This window comes from Aeromonas sp. FDAARGOS 1406 (assembly GCF_019048565.1).
In the GTDB taxonomy this organism is placed as follows: domain Bacteria; phylum Pseudomonadota; class Gammaproteobacteria; order Enterobacterales; family Aeromonadaceae; genus Aeromonas; species Aeromonas caviae.
Genome location: NZ_CP077378.1, coordinates 4,315,659 through 4,335,314 on the forward strand (window position 1 = coordinate 4,315,659; position 19,656 = coordinate 4,335,314).

Annotated in this window: 19 protein-coding genes and 2 pseudogenes; 13 read left to right on the top strand and 8 right to left on the bottom strand. The window is 59.1% G+C overall.

The features are described 5' to 3' along the window. Positions 1-20: 20 nt before the first annotated feature. Positions 21-914, bottom strand: coding sequence for a DNA replication terminus site-binding protein (locus I6L36_RS20300; protein WP_103261376.1), 894 nt, complete (start codon positions 912-914; stop codon positions 21-23). Positions 915-1,442: 528 nt separating this feature from the next. On the opposite strand from I6L36_RS20300, the gene I6L36_RS20305 reads away from it, so the two are divergent. The 7 genes from I6L36_RS20305 (at position 1,443) to I6L36_RS20335 (ending at position 7,284) form a co-directional block, all read left to right on the top strand. Further along, positions 1,443-1,652, top strand: coding sequence for a DUF1127 domain-containing protein (locus I6L36_RS20305; protein WP_010675316.1), 210 nt, complete (start codon positions 1,443-1,445; stop codon positions 1,650-1,652). A gap of 269 nt (positions 1,653-1,921) precedes the next feature. Beyond that, positions 1,922-2,941 (top strand): succinylglutamate desuccinylase, encoded by a 1,020-nt coding sequence (gene astE, locus I6L36_RS20310; RefSeq protein ID WP_010675315.1) that lies wholly within the window; start codon positions 1,922-1,924, stop codon positions 2,939-2,941. Between the two features lie 271 nt (positions 2,942-3,212). Further along, positions 3,213-4,301, top strand: a complete 1,089-nt coding sequence (pdhA, locus tag I6L36_RS20315; RefSeq protein WP_042017528.1) for a pyruvate dehydrogenase (acetyl-transferring) E1 component subunit alpha — start codon at positions 3,213-3,215, stop codon at positions 4,299-4,301. Beyond that, complete coding sequence (locus I6L36_RS20320; RefSeq protein ID WP_052814703.1) at positions 4,298-5,284, top strand: alpha-ketoacid dehydrogenase subunit beta; 987 nt, start codon at positions 4,298-4,300, stop codon at positions 5,282-5,284. The genes pdhA and I6L36_RS20320 overlap by 4 nt, the downstream gene beginning before the upstream one ends. A gap of 94 nt (positions 5,285-5,378) precedes the next feature. Further along, entirely contained in the window at positions 5,379-6,479 is a 1,101-nt protein-coding gene (locus I6L36_RS20325; RefSeq protein WP_053288328.1) for a dihydrolipoamide acetyltransferase family protein, read from the top strand. Between the two features lie 206 nt (positions 6,480-6,685). After that, entirely contained in the window at positions 6,686-6,895 is a 210-nt protein-coding gene (locus tag I6L36_RS20330; protein ID WP_005302803.1) for a cold-shock protein, read from the top strand. Positions 6,896-6,972: 77 nt separating this feature from the next. Further along, on the top strand, positions 6,973-7,284 hold the full coding sequence (locus tag I6L36_RS20335) for a hypothetical protein (protein WP_216986872.1): 312 nt from the start codon (positions 6,973-6,975) through the stop codon (positions 7,282-7,284). On the opposite strand, the gene I6L36_RS20340 is transcribed toward I6L36_RS20335, so the two are convergent. Then, positions 7,271-7,519 carry a TIGR02647 family protein gene (locus I6L36_RS20340; protein ID WP_010675310.1) on the bottom strand — a complete coding sequence of 83 codons (249 nt, stop codon included), beginning with the start codon at positions 7,517-7,519 and terminating at the stop codon, positions 7,271-7,273. The two genes, I6L36_RS20335 and I6L36_RS20340, sit on opposite strands and share 14 nt — an antisense overlap. 246 nt (positions 7,520-7,765) lie before the next feature. Here I6L36_RS20340 and I6L36_RS20345 point away from each other — a divergent pair, with 246 nt between their 5' ends. The 3 genes and pseudogenes from I6L36_RS20345 to I6L36_RS20355 all read left to right on the top strand — a co-directional run. Further along, positions 7,766-8,314 carry a hypothetical protein gene (locus I6L36_RS20345; RefSeq protein ID WP_216986873.1) on the top strand — a complete coding sequence of 183 codons (549 nt, stop codon included), beginning with the start codon at positions 7,766-7,768 and terminating at the stop codon, positions 8,312-8,314. A gap of 94 nt (positions 8,315-8,408) precedes the next feature. Beyond that, a complete protein-coding gene (locus I6L36_RS20350; RefSeq protein ID WP_010675308.1) occupies positions 8,409-8,801 on the top strand; it encodes a DUF2750 domain-containing protein in 393 nt (130 codons plus the stop codon). A 128-nt stretch (positions 8,802-8,929) separates the two neighbouring features. Continuing rightward, positions 8,930-9,790 (top strand): annotated as a pseudogene (locus I6L36_RS20355) (IS110-like element ISAeca3 family transposase); the annotation flags it as partial. Positions 9,791-9,810: 20 nt separating this feature from the next. On the opposite strand, the gene I6L36_RS20360 reads toward I6L36_RS20355, so the two are convergent. Beyond that, complete coding sequence (locus I6L36_RS20360; protein ID WP_114523370.1) at positions 9,811-10,842, bottom strand: IS630-like element ISAhy2 family transposase; 1,032 nt, start codon at positions 10,840-10,842, stop codon at positions 9,811-9,813. 105 nt (positions 10,843-10,947) lie between these two features. Here I6L36_RS20360 and I6L36_RS20365 point away from each other — a divergent pair. Next, positions 10,948-11,103, top strand: a pseudogene (locus tag I6L36_RS20365) (IS110 family transposase); the annotation flags it as partial. A 285-nt stretch (positions 11,104-11,388) separates the two neighbouring features. Here the strand turns inward: I6L36_RS20365 and I6L36_RS20370 are convergent. The 3 genes from I6L36_RS20370 to tnpA all read right to left on the bottom strand — a co-directional run bounded on the left by I6L36_RS20370 (position 11,389) and on the right by tnpA (position 14,900). Next, positions 11,389-13,194, bottom strand: coding sequence for an extracellular solute-binding protein (locus I6L36_RS20370; protein ID WP_216987152.1), 1,806 nt, complete (start codon positions 13,192-13,194; stop codon positions 11,389-11,391). Between the two features lie 135 nt (positions 13,195-13,329). Continuing rightward, positions 13,330-14,223, bottom strand: coding sequence for an EamA family transporter (locus tag I6L36_RS20375; RefSeq protein ID WP_010675306.1), 894 nt, complete (start codon positions 14,221-14,223; stop codon positions 13,330-13,332). Between the two features lie 272 nt (positions 14,224-14,495). Continuing rightward, complete coding sequence (gene tnpA, locus I6L36_RS20380; RefSeq protein WP_010674034.1) at positions 14,496-14,900, bottom strand: IS200/IS605-like element ISAs26 family transposase; 405 nt, start codon at positions 14,898-14,900, stop codon at positions 14,496-14,498. 57 nt (positions 14,901-14,957) lie between these two features. On the opposite strand from tnpA, the gene I6L36_RS20385 reads away from it, so the two are divergent. Next, a complete protein-coding gene (locus I6L36_RS20385; RefSeq protein WP_180911058.1) occupies positions 14,958-16,184 on the top strand; it encodes an RNA-guided endonuclease TnpB family protein in 1,227 nt (408 codons plus the stop codon). Between the two features lie 128 nt (positions 16,185-16,312). On the opposite strand, the gene I6L36_RS20390 is transcribed toward I6L36_RS20385, so the two are convergent. After that, positions 16,313-17,503, bottom strand: a complete 1,191-nt coding sequence (locus tag I6L36_RS20390; RefSeq protein WP_103858461.1) for an HD-GYP domain-containing protein — start codon at positions 17,501-17,503, stop codon at positions 16,313-16,315. Positions 17,504-17,675: 172 nt separating this feature from the next. Between I6L36_RS20390 and rsuA the strand changes: the two genes are divergently transcribed. Then, complete coding sequence (gene rsuA / locus I6L36_RS20395; protein ID WP_043153817.1) at positions 17,676-18,368, top strand: 16S rRNA pseudouridine(516) synthase RsuA; 693 nt, start codon at positions 17,676-17,678, stop codon at positions 18,366-18,368. Between the two features lie 101 nt (positions 18,369-18,469). On the opposite strand, the gene I6L36_RS20400 is transcribed toward rsuA, so the two are convergent. After that, positions 18,470-19,372: a DMT family transporter gene (locus I6L36_RS20400; RefSeq protein ID WP_010675302.1), complete on the bottom strand. Its 903-nt coding sequence runs from the start codon at positions 19,370-19,372 to the stop codon at positions 18,470-18,472. Between the last annotated feature and the right edge of the window lie 284 nt (positions 19,373-19,656).

Here is a 19,656-nt window from a genome sequence, read left to right on the forward strand (position 1 = left end):
GTGGCGGTGCCGAGCCTGCGCTACCCCTGATAGAGGTAGAGGTGCAGCCGCTCTATGATGGGGTCACCGCCAATCTTGCGATCCCGGCGTGCCTGGCGCAGCTTGGGCGGGTAGTGGCCCAGATGGGTGACGGCCGGCTGGGTATCGGAGCAGAGCAGCAGGGGAAGGCTCGCCTTGATCTGCTGCTTGCGGGGTTCCCGGTCCTGCCAGAGCAGGTTGATCATGGGGTGGGTCTTGACCGGCCTGCGGATCCGCAGGCCGGCATCCGCCGGCAGGCGGCGAATGTCGTATACCTCCTGATCCACCATCTTGCTCCACTCTTCGTTGTCAAAGAGCGCCGGTACATACCGGCGGCTGCGCTCCAGCATCTCCAGTACCTGCTCCCGGCTGAGGCGGCTGATGCTCTGCTTGTCGGCCCAGGTGAAGCCCAGCGAATGGAGATCCCCCTGAAGCCAGGTCAGCTTGCGATAGACCTGCAGGGTGATGACACCGGGCAGGGCACCGTGCACCAGCTCGAACTTCTCGTCCCGCCCGCCCGCCGCCTGCACCATGGCCTTGAAGGCGAGCTTGTGCGCGTTGATCTCCTCGATGACGGGGGCCAGCTCCCTGGCGCAGGCGGCAGGAAAGCGCAGCCAGCCGGGCAGACGGTGGGTCGCCTTGGTGGAGCAGCCGGGGCGGGCGCTGTGGTCCTGAAAGGCGGCGAGGGTGGCGGCCAGGGCCGCCTCGCCCGAGAGATAGCCCACCTCGATGGCCTCGATGGGCTCATGCTCTTCCCCCTGGGCCACGGCCGGGAGGGGATAGACATGAGCCTCCAGCAGGTCGAGCTGGCCCAGTTGCCGGGCAAGGCGTGCCAGCGACGCCTCCAGCAGGGCCATCTGTTGACGCAGGGCGGCGGTGGGGGTAAAGGTGTCCATCGGCAGATCCTGTGTGTGCCGCTCCCCTGTTCAGCATGATATTGGGGCAGTGTGGGGAGGCAGCATGATAAACTACTGTATAAATAACCATACCAGTATGATGGCAGGGTGCCAAGTGTCCGGTGCCACCCTGACGATGGGGGTGACATGGGGGCATCCGGTTCAGGTTGCCTGTTCGTATCTTTTTGTTAAATAACGATCTTGTTGCGATCTATTTGTTAACAAACCCCGGTGGCCGAGAGTTTGCACCCTGCTGACTCGGCGTCGTGCCGTGCATAGCTAGCGTGGGAAAGTGCATAGTTAGAAGTGGGTGGCGCAGGAGAAAATGCTGTCAGGCTGCCAGGGGGAAAGTTTTAGCATTATTTCATTTTAAAATCATATGGTTATTGTTACTGCCCTGGCGATATCAACCATTACTTTTACTAATGTCATGTATCAAAATTCGTCAATTGAGGCACCTCCCCGCCCTGACTAAGCTTTGCGCATCAAATCCGAGCCTTGCGCAGAACGAGAGAGAGGAGCCATATCATGGCCAACATGACTTATACCGAAGCCGGTTACCAGCATTCCAGCGAATCGAATCTGGTTGCTCGCGTCAAGATGACCGTCCTGACCTGGCTGGAACGCAGCCGCAGCCGTCGCCAGCTCTCCGAGCTGCCCGCCTACCTGCTCAAGGACATCGGTCTGAACGAAGCCGACCGCTATCAAGAGACCACCAAGCCGTTCTGGCGTGGTTGATCAGCCGGGCATGGATGCCTTGTTTTTCTGCTGATCCCAGGGGCATGCTGCCCGCCTGTCTGCCGAAGACATGCTGTCTTCACCTGCCGATACCCGTTCACCGCTTTCCCTCTCCCGTGTTTCCCCCCGCTTGATCCTGTTGCATGAGTTGTCACTCATTTTCGCCACTTTTGTATCCTTACTGTTTGAATTTGTTTAAAAACTGATTTTAAGCCCGGTTGCCTTGCGTATAATCCGGCCATGGCATTCCAGACTAAAGGGTGAGACGGATGATTCCCCAGCATGACTTTTTGGCCCTGACGCGCCGCCATGAGTGGCAGCTCGAGCCTTTCGCCTTCAATCTGACCGACGGTACCCGGGTGAGCGTGTGGGATACCGGCGTGATCTGCCTGGAACCCGCTTCCGAGGCGGGGCAACCCGGGCACAAGGACATCGTCCTCTCCTGCGGCATCCACGGCAACGAGACAGCCCCCATCGAGATCTGCAACCAGTTGCTGACCCGGTTGCTCGCAGAGGAGCTCAAGGTTCGTCACCGGGTGCTCTTCCTCTTTGGCAACCCTGCCGCCATGAACCAGGGGGTGAGGGAGGTGGAAGAGAACATGAACCGCCTCTTCTCGGGCGCCCACAGCAAGGGGGAGGGGCTGTGCAACCGGGAGCGCATCCGTGCCATGCGTCTGGAGCAGTATGTGAGTCGCTTCTTTGCCGACTCGGCCAGGCCCCGTTACCACTACGATCTCCATACCGCCATTCGCGGCTCGCGCCACGAGAAGTTTGCCGTCTATCCCTTTCCCCACGAACGCCCCCACTGCAAGGAGCAGGTACGTTTCCTCGGTGCCTGCGGCGTGCGCACCATACTGCTCTCGAGCGGCCCGACCACCACCTTCAGCTATTACAGCTCGCACCAGCACGGCGCCCATGCCTTTACGGTGGAGCTGGGCAAGGTGCGGCCCTTCGGTGAAAACGACATGACCCGCTTCATCGAGGTGCGCCAGACATTGCAGGAGCTGGTGACCCGGGATGAGGTGGCCCTCGAGCCCTGGCGAGCCGATGACTTCACCCTTTTTGCCATAGATCGGGTGATCAACAAGCAGTCGGAGCAGTTCCGCTTCCTGTTTGCCAGCGATGTGGACAATTTCACCGAATTTCCCCAGGGTTTTGTGTTGGCAGAAGATGGGGATCGGCAATACAGGGTAGAGAAACCGCGGGAGGCGGTGGTCTTCCCCAACGCCAACGTGGCCATCGGGCAGCGCACCATGCTGCTGGTGGTACCCACCCGTTTGTGGGAGTGAATTGACGCCTTTTTGTCATGCTGATCCTGCGCCACGGGCGGTGGCAAGCAGCATGGCGGTGATGGGTATGATCCCGAACTCGATATGACAGGGAGCCTGAATAGGCTCCCTTCTTTGTTTATGCTCGCCGAAAATTCCGATTACCTTCGAAAATAAAAGAAGTTTCTACTGGTCTTACCTGGATGAATCTCGTTGCCCTTTGGTTAACATGTTGTTTACATTTTAAATGTCACCTCATGGTGGTGACGCTGACAACGGCAAGGAGCCAGTTATGACCCATGTCGACATCCCCTTCCTTCGTTACCTCGATGAGGAGGGGCGCCCGGTCGCGACACTGCCGACCTGGCTGGACAAGGCGATGCTGCACACCTTCTACCGCAACATGGTGATGGTGCGCAGTTACGACAAGAAAGCGATAGCACTGCAGCGAACCGGCAAACTCGGCACCTTTCCCTCCCATCTCGGGGCGGAAGCGGTGGGGATCGGGGTCGGGCTCGCCATGCAGCCAGAGGATGTCTATGTGCCCTACTACCGGGACATGCCCACTCTCTACGTGAGGGGCGTGCCCATGGAGCAGAACCTGCAGTATTGGGGCGGCGATGAACGGGGCAGTGTCTTCTACAAGGCCGATGGCGAGTTGTCGGAAGACTTGCCCATCTGCGTTCCCATCGCCACCCAGATCACCCATGCTGCCGGCATCGCGGCCGCCTTCAAGCTGCGCAACCAGCCCAGGGTCGCCGTGGTGACCATCGGCGATGGCGGCACCTCCAAGGGAGATTTCCTTGAGGGGCTCAACTGTGCCGGTGTCTGGCATCTCCCCATGGTGATGATCATCAACAACAACCAGTGGGCCATCTCGGTGCCGCGCAAGTTGCAGTCGAGCGCGCCCACCCTGGCCCAGAAGGGTATCGGGGCCGGGGTGCGCAGCCTCCAGGTGGACGGCAATGACGTGGTAGCGGTCTATGAGGCGACCCGCGCTGCCGTCGAGCGGGCTCGCAGCGGCAAGGGGCCGACGCTTATCGAAGCCGTCAGCTACCGGCTCGGGGATCACACCACCGCCGATGATGCGACTCGCTATCGTGACGGCGCCGAGGTGGAAGCGGCCTGGGCCAGGGAGCCGGTCAAGCGGCTGCGCCAGTTCATGTTTGAACGGGGCTGGTGGGATGAGCAGCAGGAACAGGCGCTGCTGGCAGAGGTGGGCCGGGAAGTGGAACGCGCCGTTGCCGCCTACGAGGCCATCACGCCCCAGGCGCCGGAGACCCTGCTCGATTACCAGTTTGCCGAGCTGCCGAAGGCCTATCTTGCCCAGCGCCAGCGCATCATCGCCAAGGGCATGCAGCAGAGCGGGGAGGGACTATGAGCGATATCACGCTGCTCGAAGCGATCAATCTGGCGTTGCACCACGAGATGGCACGCGATCCTGATGTGGTGGTACTGGGGGAGGATGTGGGGGTCAACGGCGGTGTGTTTCGCGCTACTGTGGGGCTTCGCGATAAATTCGGGTTCAAGCGGGTCATCGATACGCCGCTGGCCGAAGGACTCATCGCCGGGGTGGCGGTGGGCATGGCGACCCAGGGGCTCAAACCCGTGGCCGAATTCCAGTTCCAGGGCTTCATCTTCCCGGGCATGGAGCAGATCATCTGCCAGGCGGCACGGATGCGAAACCGGACCCGTGGCCGTGTCACCTGTCCCATCGTCTACCGCTCCCCCTACGGCGCCGGCATCCATTCGCCCGAGCACCACAGCGAGAGCGTCGAGGCCCTGTTTGCCCATATCCCCGGGCTGCGGGTCGTTATCCCTTCGAGCCCGAAGCGAGCTTACGGCCTGCTGCTGTCGGCTATTCGGGATCCGGATCCCGTGATGTTCTTCGAGCCGGATCGCATTTATCGCTCCATGAAGTCGGATGTGGTGGATGACGGCATCGGCCTGCCGCTGGATGTCTGCTTTACCCTGCGTCCCGGCCGGGACATCACTGTGGTGGCCTGGGGAGCCTGCATCCAGGAAGTCATGCGGGCGGCGAACCTGCTGGCGGAGCAGGACATCCAGTGCGAGGTGCTGGATCTTGCCACCATCAAACCCCTGGACATGGAGAGCATCCTGACCTCGGTACGCAAGACCGGGAGGTTGCTGGTAGTACACGAAGCCTGTGGCAGTTTTGGGGTGGGGGCCGAAATCGTGTCCCAGGTGACCGAAGAGGCGATGACTGCCCTCAAGGCGCCGCCAAGACGCCTCACCGGCGTGGATGCCGCCGTCCCCTACTATCGCAACGAGGAGTATTACCTCATCACCGAGCAGGAGATCGCGCAGGCAGCTCGGCAACTGATGGAGAACCAGTGGCTATGACGCGCGACAGGTACGGATGCGCAAGTGCCTGGGCCACAGGGCTCCATGGTGTCTGTCAATGTTTGGTGATGTCCCGGCAGAGGGAGAGCAGGTCATGAAATTTTTCAAATTGCCGGATCTGGGCGAAGGACTGGCCGAGGCCGAGATCGTCGAGTGGAAGGTGAGCGCCGGTGATACGGTGCAGGTAGATCAGGTACTGCTGTCGGTGGAGACGGCTAAGGCGTTGGTGGATGTGCCCTCGCCGGTGGCCGGGGTCATCGCCAGATTGTGCGGGCAGGAGGGGGACATCCTCCACATCGGGGCACCGTTGGTGGAGTTTGAAGGGGGCGAGGATGACGGCACCGTCGTTGGCAAGGTCAGCGCCCATCAGCAGCATATCGAGGATCATTTCGTGGTGGGGGCCATGGCGCCCGGCGGTACGTTGGTGCAAGCCATGCCAGCGGTCCGTCTGCTGGCGCAAAAACTGGGGCTGGATATCGACAAGGTCAAGGGAACCGGCAGCGCTGGCATGGTGACCGAGCAGGATGTGCAGCAGGCGTTCGAGGCCCAGCAGGAGAGCGGCAACGAATTCCTGAAAGGCTCGCGCCGGGCCATGGCCAAGGCGATGGAGCTCTCGCACCGGACTGTGGTGCCGGTGAGCATCACCGACGAAGTGGACTTGCGCCACTGGCGCCCGGATGAAGATGTGACTGTGCGCCTTATCAAGGCGATCGGCGTGGCGTGTCGGGCCGAACCCTCCATGAATGCGTGGTTTGACGGAGAGACCCTGTCGCGGCGTCTGTTCAGGGAGGTCAATGTGGCCATCGCGGTTGACTCCAAGCATGGGCTCTATGTGCCCGTGATGGAGAACGTGGCTGAACGGGACTCGGCTGACATACGGCAGGGACTGGATCGGATGATCGCCGATGTCAAGGCCCGTGCCGTGCCGCGGGAAATGCTGCAGGGGGCAACCATCACCCTCACCAACTTTGGCGCCATCGCTGGCCGTTACGCCAGCCCCATCGTCACACCACCCCAGGTGGCCATCATAGGTGCGGGCAAGTTGTTCGAGAAGGTGGTGTTCATCCACGGTGAGGCGCGCCCGGTGCGTGCACTTCCCTTGTCGATGACGTTTGACCACAGAGCCTGCACCGGTGGAGAGGCGGCTCGCTTCCTCAAAGCCTTGGTCCAGGCACTGGAGTCGGCACAGGTCTGACCCGCTGTACCCCGCCGCTGGCGGGGTACAAATTTGTTTGCGTAATCGACAAAGGCACGTATAATGTTAACCAGCTTGAAAAGGCGATAGTTATGTCAATGAATATGATGTTTTACATCTTTTCCTGTTGTTCATAAGTAATCCCGTTTTTTGAGCTTTACCCGCTGAAAAGCATAAGTAATTATTTTGAATACAGGTTTAAAGATATGTCTAACATGATCACCGGTACCGTTAAGTTTTTCAACGAAACCAAAGGTTTTGGCTTCATCCAGCAAGAAAACGGCCCGGACGTTTTCGTTCACTTCAGCGCTATCCAAGGTAACGGCTTCCGTACCCTGGCTGAAGGTCAGCGCGTACAGTTCTCTGTGACCCAAGGTCAAAAAGGCCCGCAGGCTGAGAACGTAACTGCTCTGTAATTCTTGCAGAATTTAAGAAAGCCGTGGTACCTCTGGTGCCACGGCTTTTTGTTTTCATGGCTTCATCAATACGCGTCATGACCCTGCTCGCATCCCTCTTGCTGATCGTGGCGTTGACCGGTCAGGCCAGCCCGCCAACGCCGGATCCTGCGGTGAATGATGCCGTGTCCGTGTGTCAACAGTTTGTACATGTTCGTCTGGGAAACGCGGTGAAACCCGATGAGATCAGGGTACAGCCGGTGCAAAAGCGGGCGGGAGAGTGGCTGGTCGATGGCAAGATAAAAGGACCCGAAGGTCCTTTGCTGTTTGCTTGTCTGCTGCGACAAGGAGAGCGCTGGGAGTTGCTCAACTTCTCGCTCTGGGCACCACAACCGCTCAATTCGGCTTGAGTGCGACCAGCAGGTGTTGGAGATGCTCCAGCATGGTCATGCCGAAAGGGGTCAGATAGCCGCCATCTGCCGCGGTGATCAGGCCCTGGCTGTGCAGGCGCGCTGCCGCCTGGCAAAGCGCTTCCGACATGTCGCTGCGCAGCTTGATCCCCAGGCTCATGTTGGCCGGATCAAAACACGCCAGTATTTTCAGCTCATTCACAAAATCGTCAGAAACCTGGTTGATCCCACTCATGGATGCACTCCTTACGCTAAAGATGTATGCAACCTAGCATCCCCGGTGCCTCTTTAGTGGGCGCTGGCTCAAACAATTAGCCTTTATCGGGGCCGCTCTGGTTCAAACGCTGCTTTTTTGGACGCTATCTATCACCGGCCCGGCTGGACGCAAACGCCCCCAGCAAGGCAAACATGCTAGAATGGCACCCTCGTTCACCCTCATGACCAGGCGTGATGCCAGGTCATCTTGTTCAAGGCGCGTCTCATGATCACTGTTACTCTGGTCTCTCTGCTGCACTCTCTGGGTCCCCGTTTTCCTGTTTATGCTCCCTCCTTGCTGCTCCCTCTCCTAGCGCAACATCAAGGAGATCTCTGGCTGCCGGCCATTCGTGGGGAAGACGTGACGACCCTGCGTCAGCATGGCAAGGATGCCCAGAGTCTGGCTACCTTGTCGGCAGGCTGGTGCGAGTTCGCGGCCCAGAGCAAAGAGACGCCGGAGCTCGATGCGCTGGCAAGTTACGATGAGGAGATGCTGGACAACCTGCAGATGTACTGGCGCCACCCGAGCAAGATAAACAGCCCGATCACCGATAACCTGTTCGAGCTACGCCGTGAGGTGGTGGACGAGGCCCATGGCGGCAAGCTGGTTGCTTCCTGGAGTGCCGCCCAGCAAGCACGGCTTGAGCAGATCATGGTGGGGGTCGCTGCGGGGCGGGATCAGCTCTGCTTTGTGGAGGTGGAGTCCGCCTATTGGCTGAGGGAGCGACTGGGTGAGACCGCGGGACTCCGGCTGTTGACCCCCGAGCTGGGGTGAGGCGATGGAAAGACGGATGACCTATTACTCCTGCTGGACAAGGGGTCGGCAAGATGTGAACATGTCGCCCTTTATTGAACGAGAGACTTGACCGATGAGCTATGAACTTAGCGACACCGAGCGCAATGCCGCGCTGCAACTGAACGCCGATTACCGCTTTGATCACTTCATCAGCAAGCTGGTCGAGCACGAAGAGCTGTTTGTCCTGACCGACGAACACGGCGTCATGATGCTGACGACCGAAGAGGAAGACTGCATCCCGGTATGGCCGCATCCCGACTACGCCAAGGCCTGGGCCGAAGGGGAGTGGGCCGAGTGCAAGCCGCAGTCCATCACCCTCAAGGTGTGGCTGGATCGCTGGGTGGACGGCATGGAGCAGGATGATCTCTGCGTGGCCGTGTTCCCGACGCCGGATCAGGAAGGCATTGTGCTGGACCCGGCCGACGTCGCCGACGCCATTGCGCAAAAGCAGGCCAAACGCGGCTGAGCGCCCTCTGCCTGGTGCCATCCCGGTTGTAACAAAGACCCCGCCAATGTGCGGGGTCTAATGAGATGGTCACCCCCACCCTGTGAGCGGTACGCTGACAGGGTGTTTTTCTTTCAGGAGAGGCCATCATGGAAAACGTTGCGCTTATTGGTATTGATCTCGGTAAACACTCTTTTCACATTCACTGTCAAGACCGGTTCGGCAAGGCTCTTCTTCGCAAGAAGTTCAACCGGACAAAGCTCATCGAATCCCTCGCAACTTTTCCTGTATGCACCATCGTCATGGAGGCATGTGCCGGAGCCCATTACATGGCTCGTCGGCTGGCTGAATTTGGGCATGAGAGTAAGCTCATTTCGCCTCAATTCGTGCGCCCATTCGTCAAGAGCAACAAGAACGACTTCATCGATGCTGAAGCTATTTGCGAGGCCGCCTGCCGTCCCTCCGTGCGGTTTGTAACGCCCAAGACCGAAAGCCAGCAAACGTTGGGAGCACTGCATCGTGTGCGCGAATCGTTTGTGCGCGATCGGGTTAAGGCATCGAACCAGATACACGGCTTTTTACTCGAATTTGGCATCAGTCTGCCCGTCGGTCATGCCGCCATCAAGCGCCTGCCTTCTGTGATGGCTGAACACGAGTTACCAGCGCGACTGATTACCATGTTGGAGAGGCTGCATGCCCATTTCAAGTATCTGGAGCAGCAAATTGCCGAGATCGACAAGGAACTGGCCAGCCAGCTTGGCGATGACGATCTTGGTCAGCGTCTGATGACAATCCCTGGTGTCGGCCCGATCACTGCCAGCGTGTTGGCCGCCGAGCTCGGTGACGGAAAACACTATCGATGTAGTCGTGATTTCGCGGCGTCAGTCGGATTGGTGCCACGCCAGTACAGTTCTGGGGGCCGGGCAAACCTGAAGGGTATCAGCAAGCGTGGCGACAAAAATCTTAGACGATTGTTGGTGCAATGTGCACGAGCCTATATGCAACGGCTAAATAACTGATCCTAATAGTGCTACACCTTTGCTGTGCCATAGCCATTCCCCGGGAAAGGAGACACGGTATCCATGAAGTGTTTCACTCGAGCCAGCAGGTTGGCCATCCCTCTGCATTGATGATTGCGCGTGATGGTTTCATGCAACTTGTGCCACAGCCGTTCTATGTGATTAACCCAAGGACTGTAAACTGGCTGGAATACCAGGCAGAACTTAGGGTTTTTCTTCAACCATCGCTCGGTCTGTTTGCTTTTGTGAATGATGTAGTTATCGAGGATCAGCGTGATGGTTTTGGCTCGTCGGTAGTGGCGACGCAGCTTTTCCAGCATGGCGATAAACAGGGATGAGTTTTTCTTTATCCCACTGACGTAAAGCACTCTTCCGTTGCCTGCATGGAGAACGCCTGCCAGGTAATGTTTCGCGTTCTGTCCCGGCGTGACAACCCGCTTTTGCTGCGCTCTGAACATCCAGTCGGCCCCTAATTTGGGATTGAGGTCTATATCGACTTCATCCTCATAAAACACCGGATTATCGGCATCACAGCGGGCCAGCGCAGCGTCGATATCCGCCATTTTCTCCTGATAGGCTGGGTCTTTTATCCGCAAGGTCGGCACGGGCCTTCGCCAGACAATGCCCATACGCGGTAACCATCGACGGAGCGTGGAGGCTGCCATATTGAGGCCTGTTAACCGATTGATTTTGATAGCCAATAGTTCGGTACACCAGCGGCTGCGCTGATAACCAAAATCTTGCGGAGAAAACTGCATGAGCAGCACCAGTAAAGTGACAATCTTGGCAACAGGTAAGACTGGGGCACGGCCAGCCGGTAAGGCTTCTAGCGCATCTATGCCTTCATCTCGATACCATCGAAGCCAACGGCCGATGGTCGAGCGAGCAGCGCCGGTAAGGTGATGAACATCAGTGACCGTGCGTCCTTCATGTAACAGCAAGATGGCCATCAAGCGACGAGCATGCCCTTTATCACGGGTGGCATGGATGATTTTGTGAATGCGGCGCCGTTGTGGTCGTGGCAGGGGTGGTAGGATAGGCATCAACTCAGTCCTTTGGGTGTGGCTTGTTTTGTTTGGCGACTAATGAGATCGCACAAACTGGACTGAGTTCCCTTCCTCCAGTGATCTACTATTCGGAACAGCTATTTAGAGCGGCAAACGGGACGATTGGCTGATTGGGTCAGGTCTATGTTGACTCGGCGACATTCGAATGTTGTGGCTTGTGCACTAGCCAACAAGTTGGCCCGCACGGCTTGGGCGCTGGCGGCACGGCATACCGAATTTCGGGCAATGCCAACCTGACGCGCCCCTATTTACTTTTGTACTGACACACCCACCTGGTTTTGCGACTGTGATATTGGATGACGTGAACGGCATACCGGCCTGACTGATAACCTGGCAAAAGAATAGGCTTTCTAGGCCGAGGGTCTTTTTAGGACAGTCAGGCGCGATTCTCATCGTGGCGCGGAGAACATTCTCCATCAAGACGCCGGATAGATTTAAGCAAGCCAACCACAACACCCGAAATCAAGGTTGCAAAAAAGGGGGTGACCATAGATTGTTTTGGGGCTGACGGTGCCAGCTGCCCTATTTCTGTTGGTAGGTGGTATCCGTGATGGTCACTGGCGGGAAGGTCTGCCCCCCTTTGATGGCGGCCCGGGTCTGCGCCTTTGCCGCTTCGTCAATCCAGAGCAGGCCGCCGAAGCTGTAACCCGAGTTGGAGCCGTCGAGGGGCCAGTAGAGCAAGTCGCTCTGGGGGGTTGCCGGCACCTTGGGCAGGCGTATCCAGCGCCAGGCGCCGGCCCGGGTATAGGGCACCTGATAGGCGGGGACGAAGCTGGCGAGCTCATAGAGTCGCTGCTGGATCTGGCGGGAGAGGTCGGCCTTCTTGCTGAAATCGAACGCCTTGTCGTATTGCTCCACCAGGGCCGAGATCCTGTCGTCATCAATGTTCATGATGTTGTTGGTCTGGGGCTTGTTGGCATTGACCCTGTGGAAGTGTTCCCAATAGGCGGGATAGCGACCGCCGCTCCAGGCCATCCAGGCACTCTGGTGTTTTTTCTCCAGCATGGATTTGAAGCCGGCAGACGCATCCATCAGATTGAGCTCGAGGTTGAGCCCCGCCTTTTTCGCCTCTTCCCGCAGCAGGGTGAGGCGCTGGGCATGTTCCGCCGTGGTGTAGGTGATGCTGAGGGAGAGGGGCTGGTCCTTGTCGTTTCGCAAGATGCCATCCGGTCCGGTCTTGGTGAAGCCCGCCTTGGCAAAGAATTCGCGAGCAAGTGCGGGATCGAAGGGGCGCGCCTTGAGGTCGGTATTGGTGAAATCTCCCTGGCCCGAGCCATAGGTGTTGAGACGCTGGTAGTCCCCCCGCAGCAGGGTCGCGATCATCTTGTCTAGGGCGAGGGCGTGCTGGATGCCGAGTCTGACGTCGAGATTGCTCAGCAAGGGATCGGCGGTGTTGAGATAGAGCCCCATGGGGGGCTGAGGCGTCTGGTTGTAGAACCAGAGCCGCTCGATATAACCCTTCTCGAATTCGGCGGTCTTGCTCTTGTCGTGCCACCAGTTGGGCATCACGAGGGGGAAGGTGTCGAGCTCACCGCGCAGGAAGTGCTGCCAGGCGATGTTCTGATCCCTGAGCACTTTGATCTCGATGCGATCCGGATTGAAGCGGTGCTGGAAGTAGCGCTCGTCGTTCCCCCACCAATCCTTGACCCGGTCGAAGGTAACCGACTTGCCCTTCTTGAGCTCGCCAATCTGGTAGGGGCCGGTGACCGGCAGCACCTTCCAGTTGTACTCCTTGACCCAGTTGGCGGTCAGCTTGATGGCGTGGCTGGGCTCCGGGGTGAAGGGGAGGGCTTCGAGCAGATCTTCCCGGCTCTTCTCGGTGCCGCTGGTGATGGCGAGGGTGTGATCGTCAAACTTGGTCACTTCGCTTATCTGGGTACTGTAGTAGTTGTTGTACCAGGGGTCGTTGATCTCCTTGCTGCGCATCATCTTGAGGGTGAAGACCCAGTCGTCCGCAGTGACGGGCTGGCCGTCCGACCAGCGGGCCTTGGGGTTGATACGAAAATAGAGCGTCTTGTTATCCGCGCCGAAAGCCCACTGGTTGGCCAGCATGGGGATGGGATTGCGCGTCACGGGATGGGTGCTCAGGAGCGGCAGGTTGGTCTCGCGCACGTAGGCCGCAAAGCCGCCGTTGGAATCCGGCCCGTATTTGCGCAAGGTGAGCGGAAAGCTCGACATGAAATCCCGGAAGGTGCCGCCTCGCTTGGCCTCGGGGTCTGCATAGACGGGATCGGTGTCGTTGTTCTCCCATTTGAGATCTGCCGGCAGGGTGGCACTCCAGCCGAACGGGCTCCAGCAGAAGGGGAGCAGCATGGCCATGACCCGCATGATGCCTGGTAAAGAGGGGATGATCGAAAATGACGGATGACGCATGTCCTTGCTCTCCTGATGATGGCGTCCTGCCGAAATAACGGGGTGGGCCCAAGAGGGCCTGACCCATGATGGGAAGTTTCCCGGGCGAGGTCAATCCTCGGTTTGGGTCTTCAAGAAGCGCATCTTGCCCCCCAGCAGATGCACCACGAAGCCGAGCAGCACCAGACCCGAGCCCAGCCATTGCAGGGGAGTGGGGTGTTCATCGAGCAGCAGGGCGGCGGCCACCATGCCGACACAGGGCACCAGCAGGGAGAGGGGGGCAACCTGGGCCACCGGATAGCGCATCAGCAGCCTCCCCCACAGGCCATAACCGAGCCAGGTGGCGATAAACGAGAGATAGAGCACGCACAAGACGCCCTGCCAACGGATGTTGAGCAGGCTGCTTGCGATGAGTTCGGGCCCCTCGAACAGCCAGGAGAGCGCGAAGAAGGGCAGGATGGGCACCAGCCCGCCCCAGGCGACCAGGCTCGGCAGAGAGGTGCGATAGCGCAGACCTATCTGGCGATTGATGACGTTGCCAAGGCCCCAGCAGGCGGCTGCGCACAGCGTCAGCACAAACCCGATGAGGGTGAGGTTGCCCTCGCCATGGGTGGCAATGAGATAAAGACCTGCTCCCGCCAGCGGCAGTGCCACCCAGTGGTGGGGCTGCCAGCGCTCTCCGAGCCAGATCATGGCGAACAGCAGGGTGAAGACCACCTGGGATTGCAGCACCAGGGAGGCCATGCCGGCGGGCATGCCGAATTTCATGGCGCAGAACAGGAAGGCAAACTGGCCCAGGCTGATGGCACCGCCATAGGCCAGCAGCCAGCGCCAGGGCATGGCAGGCCTGGGGACCAGTAGAATGGCGGGGAAGACGACTCCGACGAAACGCAGTGCTCCCAGCAGCAGTGGGGGGATGCCTTCCAGCCCCCACTTGATGGCAACGAAGTTGAGTCCCCAGCAGAGAATGACCAGGGCGGCCAGACACTTGTCCTTGGTTTGCATGCGTCATCCTTGTTTGAGCGGCGCCCGCACGGCAGGGCGCCGAAGGGGTCGAGCATACCTGCTACAGGGTGGGCACCGTCAAGGGCGCAGGTGTCTACCTGCACACCGGGCGAGCGCGGGCGGGCTAAGCTAAAAAGTGAGCGCCCCGATTGACGGGTTGGCGTCGATGGCTAACCGGAGGTATTCCATGAGCGACCATACCCTGCTGCCCCATCTTAAATGCGAAAGGGGACTCCCTCCGACGTAGGTGGGAGGGGAATTTCGCCGGGGCGTCAGCCCCGCTGGTTTTGAATGTATTGCTTGATCACCTCCAACGGTGCTCCGCCGCAAGAGCCCGCAAAGTAAGAGCGTGACCAGAGTACGGGTTTGCTGTAAGCACCTCTCAAGTCCAGAAATTCATTACGCAGTCGCCTTGATGTGACCGCCTTTAACGAGTTCACCAGTACCGATAGCTGCACCGTTGGCGCGTACTCTATCAGCATGTGAACATGATCAGCCTCTCCGTCACACTCTTTCAGTTCCGCACCAAAATCTCTGCAAACCTCTGCCGCACACTGACCGAATGAAGCGTGATGCAGATCCCCCAGTATCGGCTTTCGATACTTGGTAATAAACACCAAATGTACGTGCAAAACGTAGGCCGCATGGCGTGATTTATTAATTTTAGTGAATTGCATTCTGTCACTCAATCGGGCTTAATAGATATGGCGATAATGCTACACACTGAGCGCTAAATGCAAATTCTGAAAGCCTACAAGTTCCGACTCGAACCGACAGCCCAACAAGCGCAACGCCTGCGCCAGTTGGGCGGTTGTGCTCGTTATGTCTGGAATCACGGGCTGGCAGAAACCAAACGCATTCTGGATGCTGGCGAAAAACTGCCTTCTGCCTTTGAGCTGAACAGGATGCTCACCAGTTGGAAGAAAGACCCAGAAATGGCCTTTCTGGCCGAGGCATATACCGACAACCTCCAGCAGAAGCTCAAGGATTTGCATGGCGCGTGGATGCGCTGCTTTGATAAGAAACTCGCCGCCAAGGCACCCGTATTCAAGAAAAAAAGCGACAACCGCGACGCTATCCGGTTCGTCAACTTCGACAAGTATTGCCGCCTTGAAAAGGGTCGCGTGAAGCTGCCTGCCGGGCTGGCGTGGGTCAAGTTCCGTCAGTCCCAGCCAGTTGAAGGGAAAATTAAAAACGCGACCGTCAGCCAAGCAGCCGGGCACTGGTATATCTCCTTTCAGGTCGAGCAGGAGACGTCCGAGCCAATTCACCCCTCCGGCTCAATGGTCGGGCTGGATGCGGGGATCGCCAAGCTCGCAACCCTGTCAGATGGCACGGTGTTTGAGCCCGTCAACAGCTTCAAAACCAATCAGACCAAGCTGGCAAGGCTCCAACGCCAGTTGAGCAAAAAGGTAAAGTTCAGCAGCAACTGGAAGAAACAAAAAGCCAAGATCCAGCGGCTGCATTCACATATCGCCAATAGCCGCCGCGATTACCTTCACAAGGTCACAACGACTATCAGCAAAAACCACGCGATGATCGTCATTGAGGATTTGAAGGTTGCCAGCATGTCAAAATCAGCAGCGGGCACGACCAGCCAGCCGGGGCGCAACGTCCGGGCAAAATCAGGGCTGAATCGTTCGATATTAGATCAGGGCTGGTTTGAGCTGCGCCGCCAGCTCGAATATAAGCAGGCATGGCGAGGCGGTCAGGTGTTGGCGATAAACCCGGCCTACACGAGCCAGCAGTGCGCCTGTTGTGGGCATACTGCGAAGGATAACCGCCAGACGCAAAGCCAGTTTAAATGCGCTGCGTGTGGTTATGAGGCGAACGCCGATGTGAACGGCGCTCGCAATATTTTAGCGGCGGGACACGCCGTTTTAGCCTGTGGAGGCGTGGTGCAATCAGGCCGCCCGATGAAGCAGGAACCCGGTACTGCGCGAGCAGCTATCACCCAGTAATGGGAATCCCCCTCCTGTGACGCGAAGCGCTAAGGTGGGGGAGGATGTCAAGGTGAAGACTTGCGCCGCGCGGTGCGCTGGCTCAGCGAACACCATTGCCGCGAGCAGCCGTCAACAAGCCGGACAGGTTAGACGAAGTTGGCCAGGTTGATGCCAAACTCCTTGGGGTCCACCGTGCTCTCTATGGTCTCTTGAACCCCTTTCTTAGCGAGATCCAGCCACTGCACATCGAGATAGTGTCGACGACCGGCGTGATAGATCACCTTGACCACGGGCTTGAGCGGTTGTTGTTCATTGCGTTGCATTACGACAGCCAAACGTTGGTTGGAGAGCTGCACCAGGGTGCCCACCGGATAGACCCCCATGCACTTGATGAATTTGGTCACCAGGTCGGCATCAAAATGCAGATCAACCCCCTTGAGCAAAATGCGAAACGCCTGGGTAGGCTGCATGCCTTGTTTGTAGACCCTGTCTGCCGTCACCGCATCGTAGACATCGACGATGCCACTCATGCGGGTGTAGAGGGAGAGCTGATCCCCCTTGAGGCGCCGCGGGTAGCCGGTGCCATCGATCCGTTCGTGATGATTGGAAGCGACTTCCAGCATGATGGGGGTGATGCCGGCGGTGGCGGCCAGGATGTCGTGGCTGTGGATGACGTGCTCGCGCATCACCTCCAGCTCCTCATCGGTGAGCTTGCCCGGTTTGTTGAGCACCTCGTCCGGGGTCATGATCTTGCCCACGTCGTGGAGCAGGCCACCCAGGGTCAGCTCCTTGAGCACGCTGCGATCCAGCCCCAGATAGCGGCCGAAGTTCGCCAGGAGGATGGCGACATTCATGGAGTGCTCCATCAGGTAGGCATCCTTGGCACGGATCCGCGCCAAACAGAGCATGGCATCGCCGTGGGTGAACATGGTATCGACCATCTCTTCGGCCACGGCGGCAAGGGGCGTGATGTCGATGGGCTCACCGGCCTTGAGATGGCGAATGAACTTGCCCTGGAGTTCGCGCGCTTCCTGATAGAGCCGACGGATCTTGAGCTCGCGCCCTTCACCACTGCCGATCTGACGAGAGGAGCCCGCCCCGTTTGTCACCACATCCGCCGGGCTTGCCGTGCCCCCTCCCGGCAGCTTGCTGCGGGCAAGATCCACCCGCACCGTCAGCACGCCGCGCCGGATCAGCGCCTCCACCTGTTGAGGGTTGGTCACCATGCCCGTCTGGGCAATTTCCATGGCGCCGGTCTGGCTGGCAATGGCAATGACATACATGCCAGGTTTCAACTGGCTGACGGGGATGACGGGGTGAGACTTCGTCGGCTTCATGGGTACATCCTGGGCTTATTATTATGTGTGATGTCGGTCTGCTGACGGCAGTCTATCACTGGCACATCATGGCGTCAGGCGCCATCTTGAGTCCCTGTCGCTTAGTACTGGTGTTGTCGGGTCTGACCGATATAATGTCGCCCCCAATCATGATGGATTCCGAGGTTTTTGCATGCGGCTCGACAAATTTCTTTGCGATTGCTCCGATTTGACCCGTTCCCAGGCGGGCAAGCTGATCCGTCAGGGGGAAGTGCTGGTAGACGGCGTGCTGGTCAAGCAGCCCGCCTTTCACATCAATGAGCAACACCAGATCGAGTTTGACGGTGTGACCTTGACCCTGAACCTGCAGAATCGCTACTTCATGCTGCACAAGCCGGAAGGATATGTCTGCTCCAACGAGGACCCGGATCACGCCACCGTGTTCCACCTGCTCGACGAGCCGGCCATGGGCAAACTGCACGTGGTGGGGCGCCTCGATCTCGATACCACCGGGCTGGTGCTGATCACCGATGACGGCCAGTGGTCCCATCGCATCACGTCGCCCCGGCACGAGTGTGCGAAGACCTACCATGTCTGGCTGGCTGATCCCGTGAGTGAAGAGGCCATCTCGCTCTTTGCCGACGGTATCTACCTGCGCAACGAGAACGACAAGACCCGCCCTGCGGAGCTGGAAATCCTGGACGATCGGGAAGCACGCCTGACCATCCACGAGGGCAAGTATCACCAGGTGAAGCGGATGTTCGCCGCCATCGGCAACAAGGTGGTCGGACTGCATCGGGAACGCATCGGCGATCTGGCTCTGGACGATGAGCTGGCACCGGGGGAATACCGGGAGCTGACCGAAGAGGAAGTGGCTCTGTTCTAGGGGCGCGATCGCCTCTCTCCCTGTCCGGCGCGGGGGAGCATCGGCGGCTCAGAGCCGCCGATGGGCGTGTTGGTCCTTCCTTCTTGCAGGAGAGACGGGGCTCAGTTCCCCATTCCCAGCACCAGGGCCGTGCCCAGGGTGGCCAGCAGGGCTCCGGCCCAGGCGGGGAGCGAGGGACGCATCCCCGAGTGCCACCACAGCAAGGGCAGCAGAATGACCGGTGTGGTGGAAGACAAGATGGCCACCATGCCCACATCTCCCTGACGCAGGGCCACCAGGATCAGGGTCATTCCCAGCGTCATCGCCAGAAATCCGTTGATGCCTATCATGCCGAGCACCTGCCGGTTGATGGGGTTGTGCGGCATGGCGAGCGGCAGGCGCAGCGCCCGCAAGACGCAGTGTGCCAAGAGGGCGCTGCCCATGCGCACGCCGGAAGCGCTCACCGCGTCCACGGTGCCGCTCATCATCACCGGCTTGGCGATGATGGCTCCGAGGCTCTGGCACAGGGCTGCGGTGAGGCCAAGGGCTATGCCGACCACGAGGCGGCCGCGCACCTGCTCCCATTCGTTCTGCTGGTTGTCGCCACGACGACCAAACAGGATGGCGAGCATGACCCCGGCCAGGACCAGCAAGGCGCCTGGCAGGCGCCAACCATCGAGCCGCTCGCCAAAGAGCCAGAGCCCAAGCAGGGCGGAGAAGAGGGCGTGGCAGGAGAAGAGCAGACCGCTGCGCCTGGGGCCGAGTCGGTTCATGCAGGCAAAGAGGGCGGTGTCGCCGACGAAGATGCCGATGAGGCCGGAGAGGGCCAGCAGGGGAAGGGCGCTCTCGGTGAGGGTCTGCCAGCCTCCCGTCACCAGACTTGCGCTGGCCAGCATCAGGCTGACCAGGAACATCCGCCAGCGGCTGTAGGCAAAGGCCCCCAGATGGCGAGCCGGTTTGACGGAGATGAGGGCGGCGATCGCCCATAAACTGGCGGCAGCCAGCGCCAACCATTCGTAACCCATAAAGACCCCTGAAACGGTAGACGACAACCGGACCTACAGGCGACATATCACCCCGGGCCGATTGCTTACGGGGCAGGGGAGCGTGCCTTCTTGCTGTCGCACGCACCCGTGGCGGCCGTGTCGTCATAAAACCATGAAAAAAATAGCCCGGAAGACTCCCTCTATCGGGCAGGCCCGATACAATACGGGCCGTCTTCGGGGATAACAAGCGCGGCATCATGCATTCGTTTCCAGGCGCGCCGCCGGCCTTCTCCCTATTGCAGTCAAAAGAATTGAACGAGGTT

Bases quoted from the DNA above. Each gene is read 5' to 3' on its own strand.
- I6L36_RS20300 (WP_103261376.1), bottom strand. From the start codon at position 914: ATGGACACCTTTACCCCCACCGCCGCCCTGCGTCAACAGATGGCCCTG.
- I6L36_RS20305 (WP_010675316.1), top strand. From the start codon at position 1,443: ATGGCCAACATGACTTATACCGAAGCCGGTTACCAGCATTCCAGCGAA.
- astE (WP_010675315.1), top strand. From the start codon at position 1,922: ATGATTCCCCAGCATGACTTTTTGGCCCTGACGCGCCGCCATGAGTGG.
- pdhA (WP_042017528.1), top strand. From the start codon at position 3,213: ATGACCCATGTCGACATCCCCTTCCTTCGTTACCTCGATGAGGAGGGG.
- I6L36_RS20320 (WP_052814703.1), top strand. From the start codon at position 4,298: ATGAGCGATATCACGCTGCTCGAAGCGATCAATCTGGCGTTGCACCAC.
- I6L36_RS20325 (WP_053288328.1), top strand. From the start codon at position 5,379: ATGAAATTTTTCAAATTGCCGGATCTGGGCGAAGGACTGGCCGAGGCC.
- I6L36_RS20330 (WP_005302803.1), top strand. From the start codon at position 6,686: ATGTCTAACATGATCACCGGTACCGTTAAGTTTTTCAACGAAACCAAA.
- I6L36_RS20335 (WP_216986872.1), top strand. From the start codon at position 6,973: ATGACCCTGCTCGCATCCCTCTTGCTGATCGTGGCGTTGACCGGTCAG.
- I6L36_RS20340 (WP_010675310.1), bottom strand. From the start codon at position 7,519: ATGAGTGGGATCAACCAGGTTTCTGACGATTTTGTGAATGAGCTGAAA.
- I6L36_RS20345 (WP_216986873.1), top strand. From the start codon at position 7,766: ATGATCACTGTTACTCTGGTCTCTCTGCTGCACTCTCTGGGTCCCCGT.
- I6L36_RS20350 (WP_010675308.1), top strand. From the start codon at position 8,409: ATGAGCTATGAACTTAGCGACACCGAGCGCAATGCCGCGCTGCAACTG.
- I6L36_RS20360 (WP_114523370.1), bottom strand. From the start codon at position 10,842: ATGCCTATCCTACCACCCCTGCCACGACCACAACGGCGCCGCATTCAC.
- I6L36_RS20370 (WP_216987152.1), bottom strand. From the start codon at position 13,194: ATGCGGGTCATGGCCATGCTGCTCCCCTTCTGCTGGAGCCCGTTCGGC.
- I6L36_RS20375 (WP_010675306.1), bottom strand. From the start codon at position 14,223: ATGCAAACCAAGGACAAGTGTCTGGCCGCCCTGGTCATTCTCTGCTGG.
- tnpA (WP_010674034.1), bottom strand. From the start codon at position 14,900: ATGCAATTCACTAAAATTAATAAATCACGCCATGCGGCCTACGTTTTG.
- I6L36_RS20385 (WP_180911058.1), top strand. From the start codon at position 14,958: ATGCAAATTCTGAAAGCCTACAAGTTCCGACTCGAACCGACAGCCCAA.
- I6L36_RS20390 (WP_103858461.1), bottom strand. From the start codon at position 17,503: ATGAAGCCGACGAAGTCTCACCCCGTCATCCCCGTCAGCCAGTTGAAA.
- rsuA (WP_043153817.1), top strand. From the start codon at position 17,676: ATGCGGCTCGACAAATTTCTTTGCGATTGCTCCGATTTGACCCGTTCC.
- I6L36_RS20400 (WP_010675302.1), bottom strand. From the start codon at position 19,372: ATGGGTTACGAATGGTTGGCGCTGGCTGCCGCCAGTTTATGGGCGATC.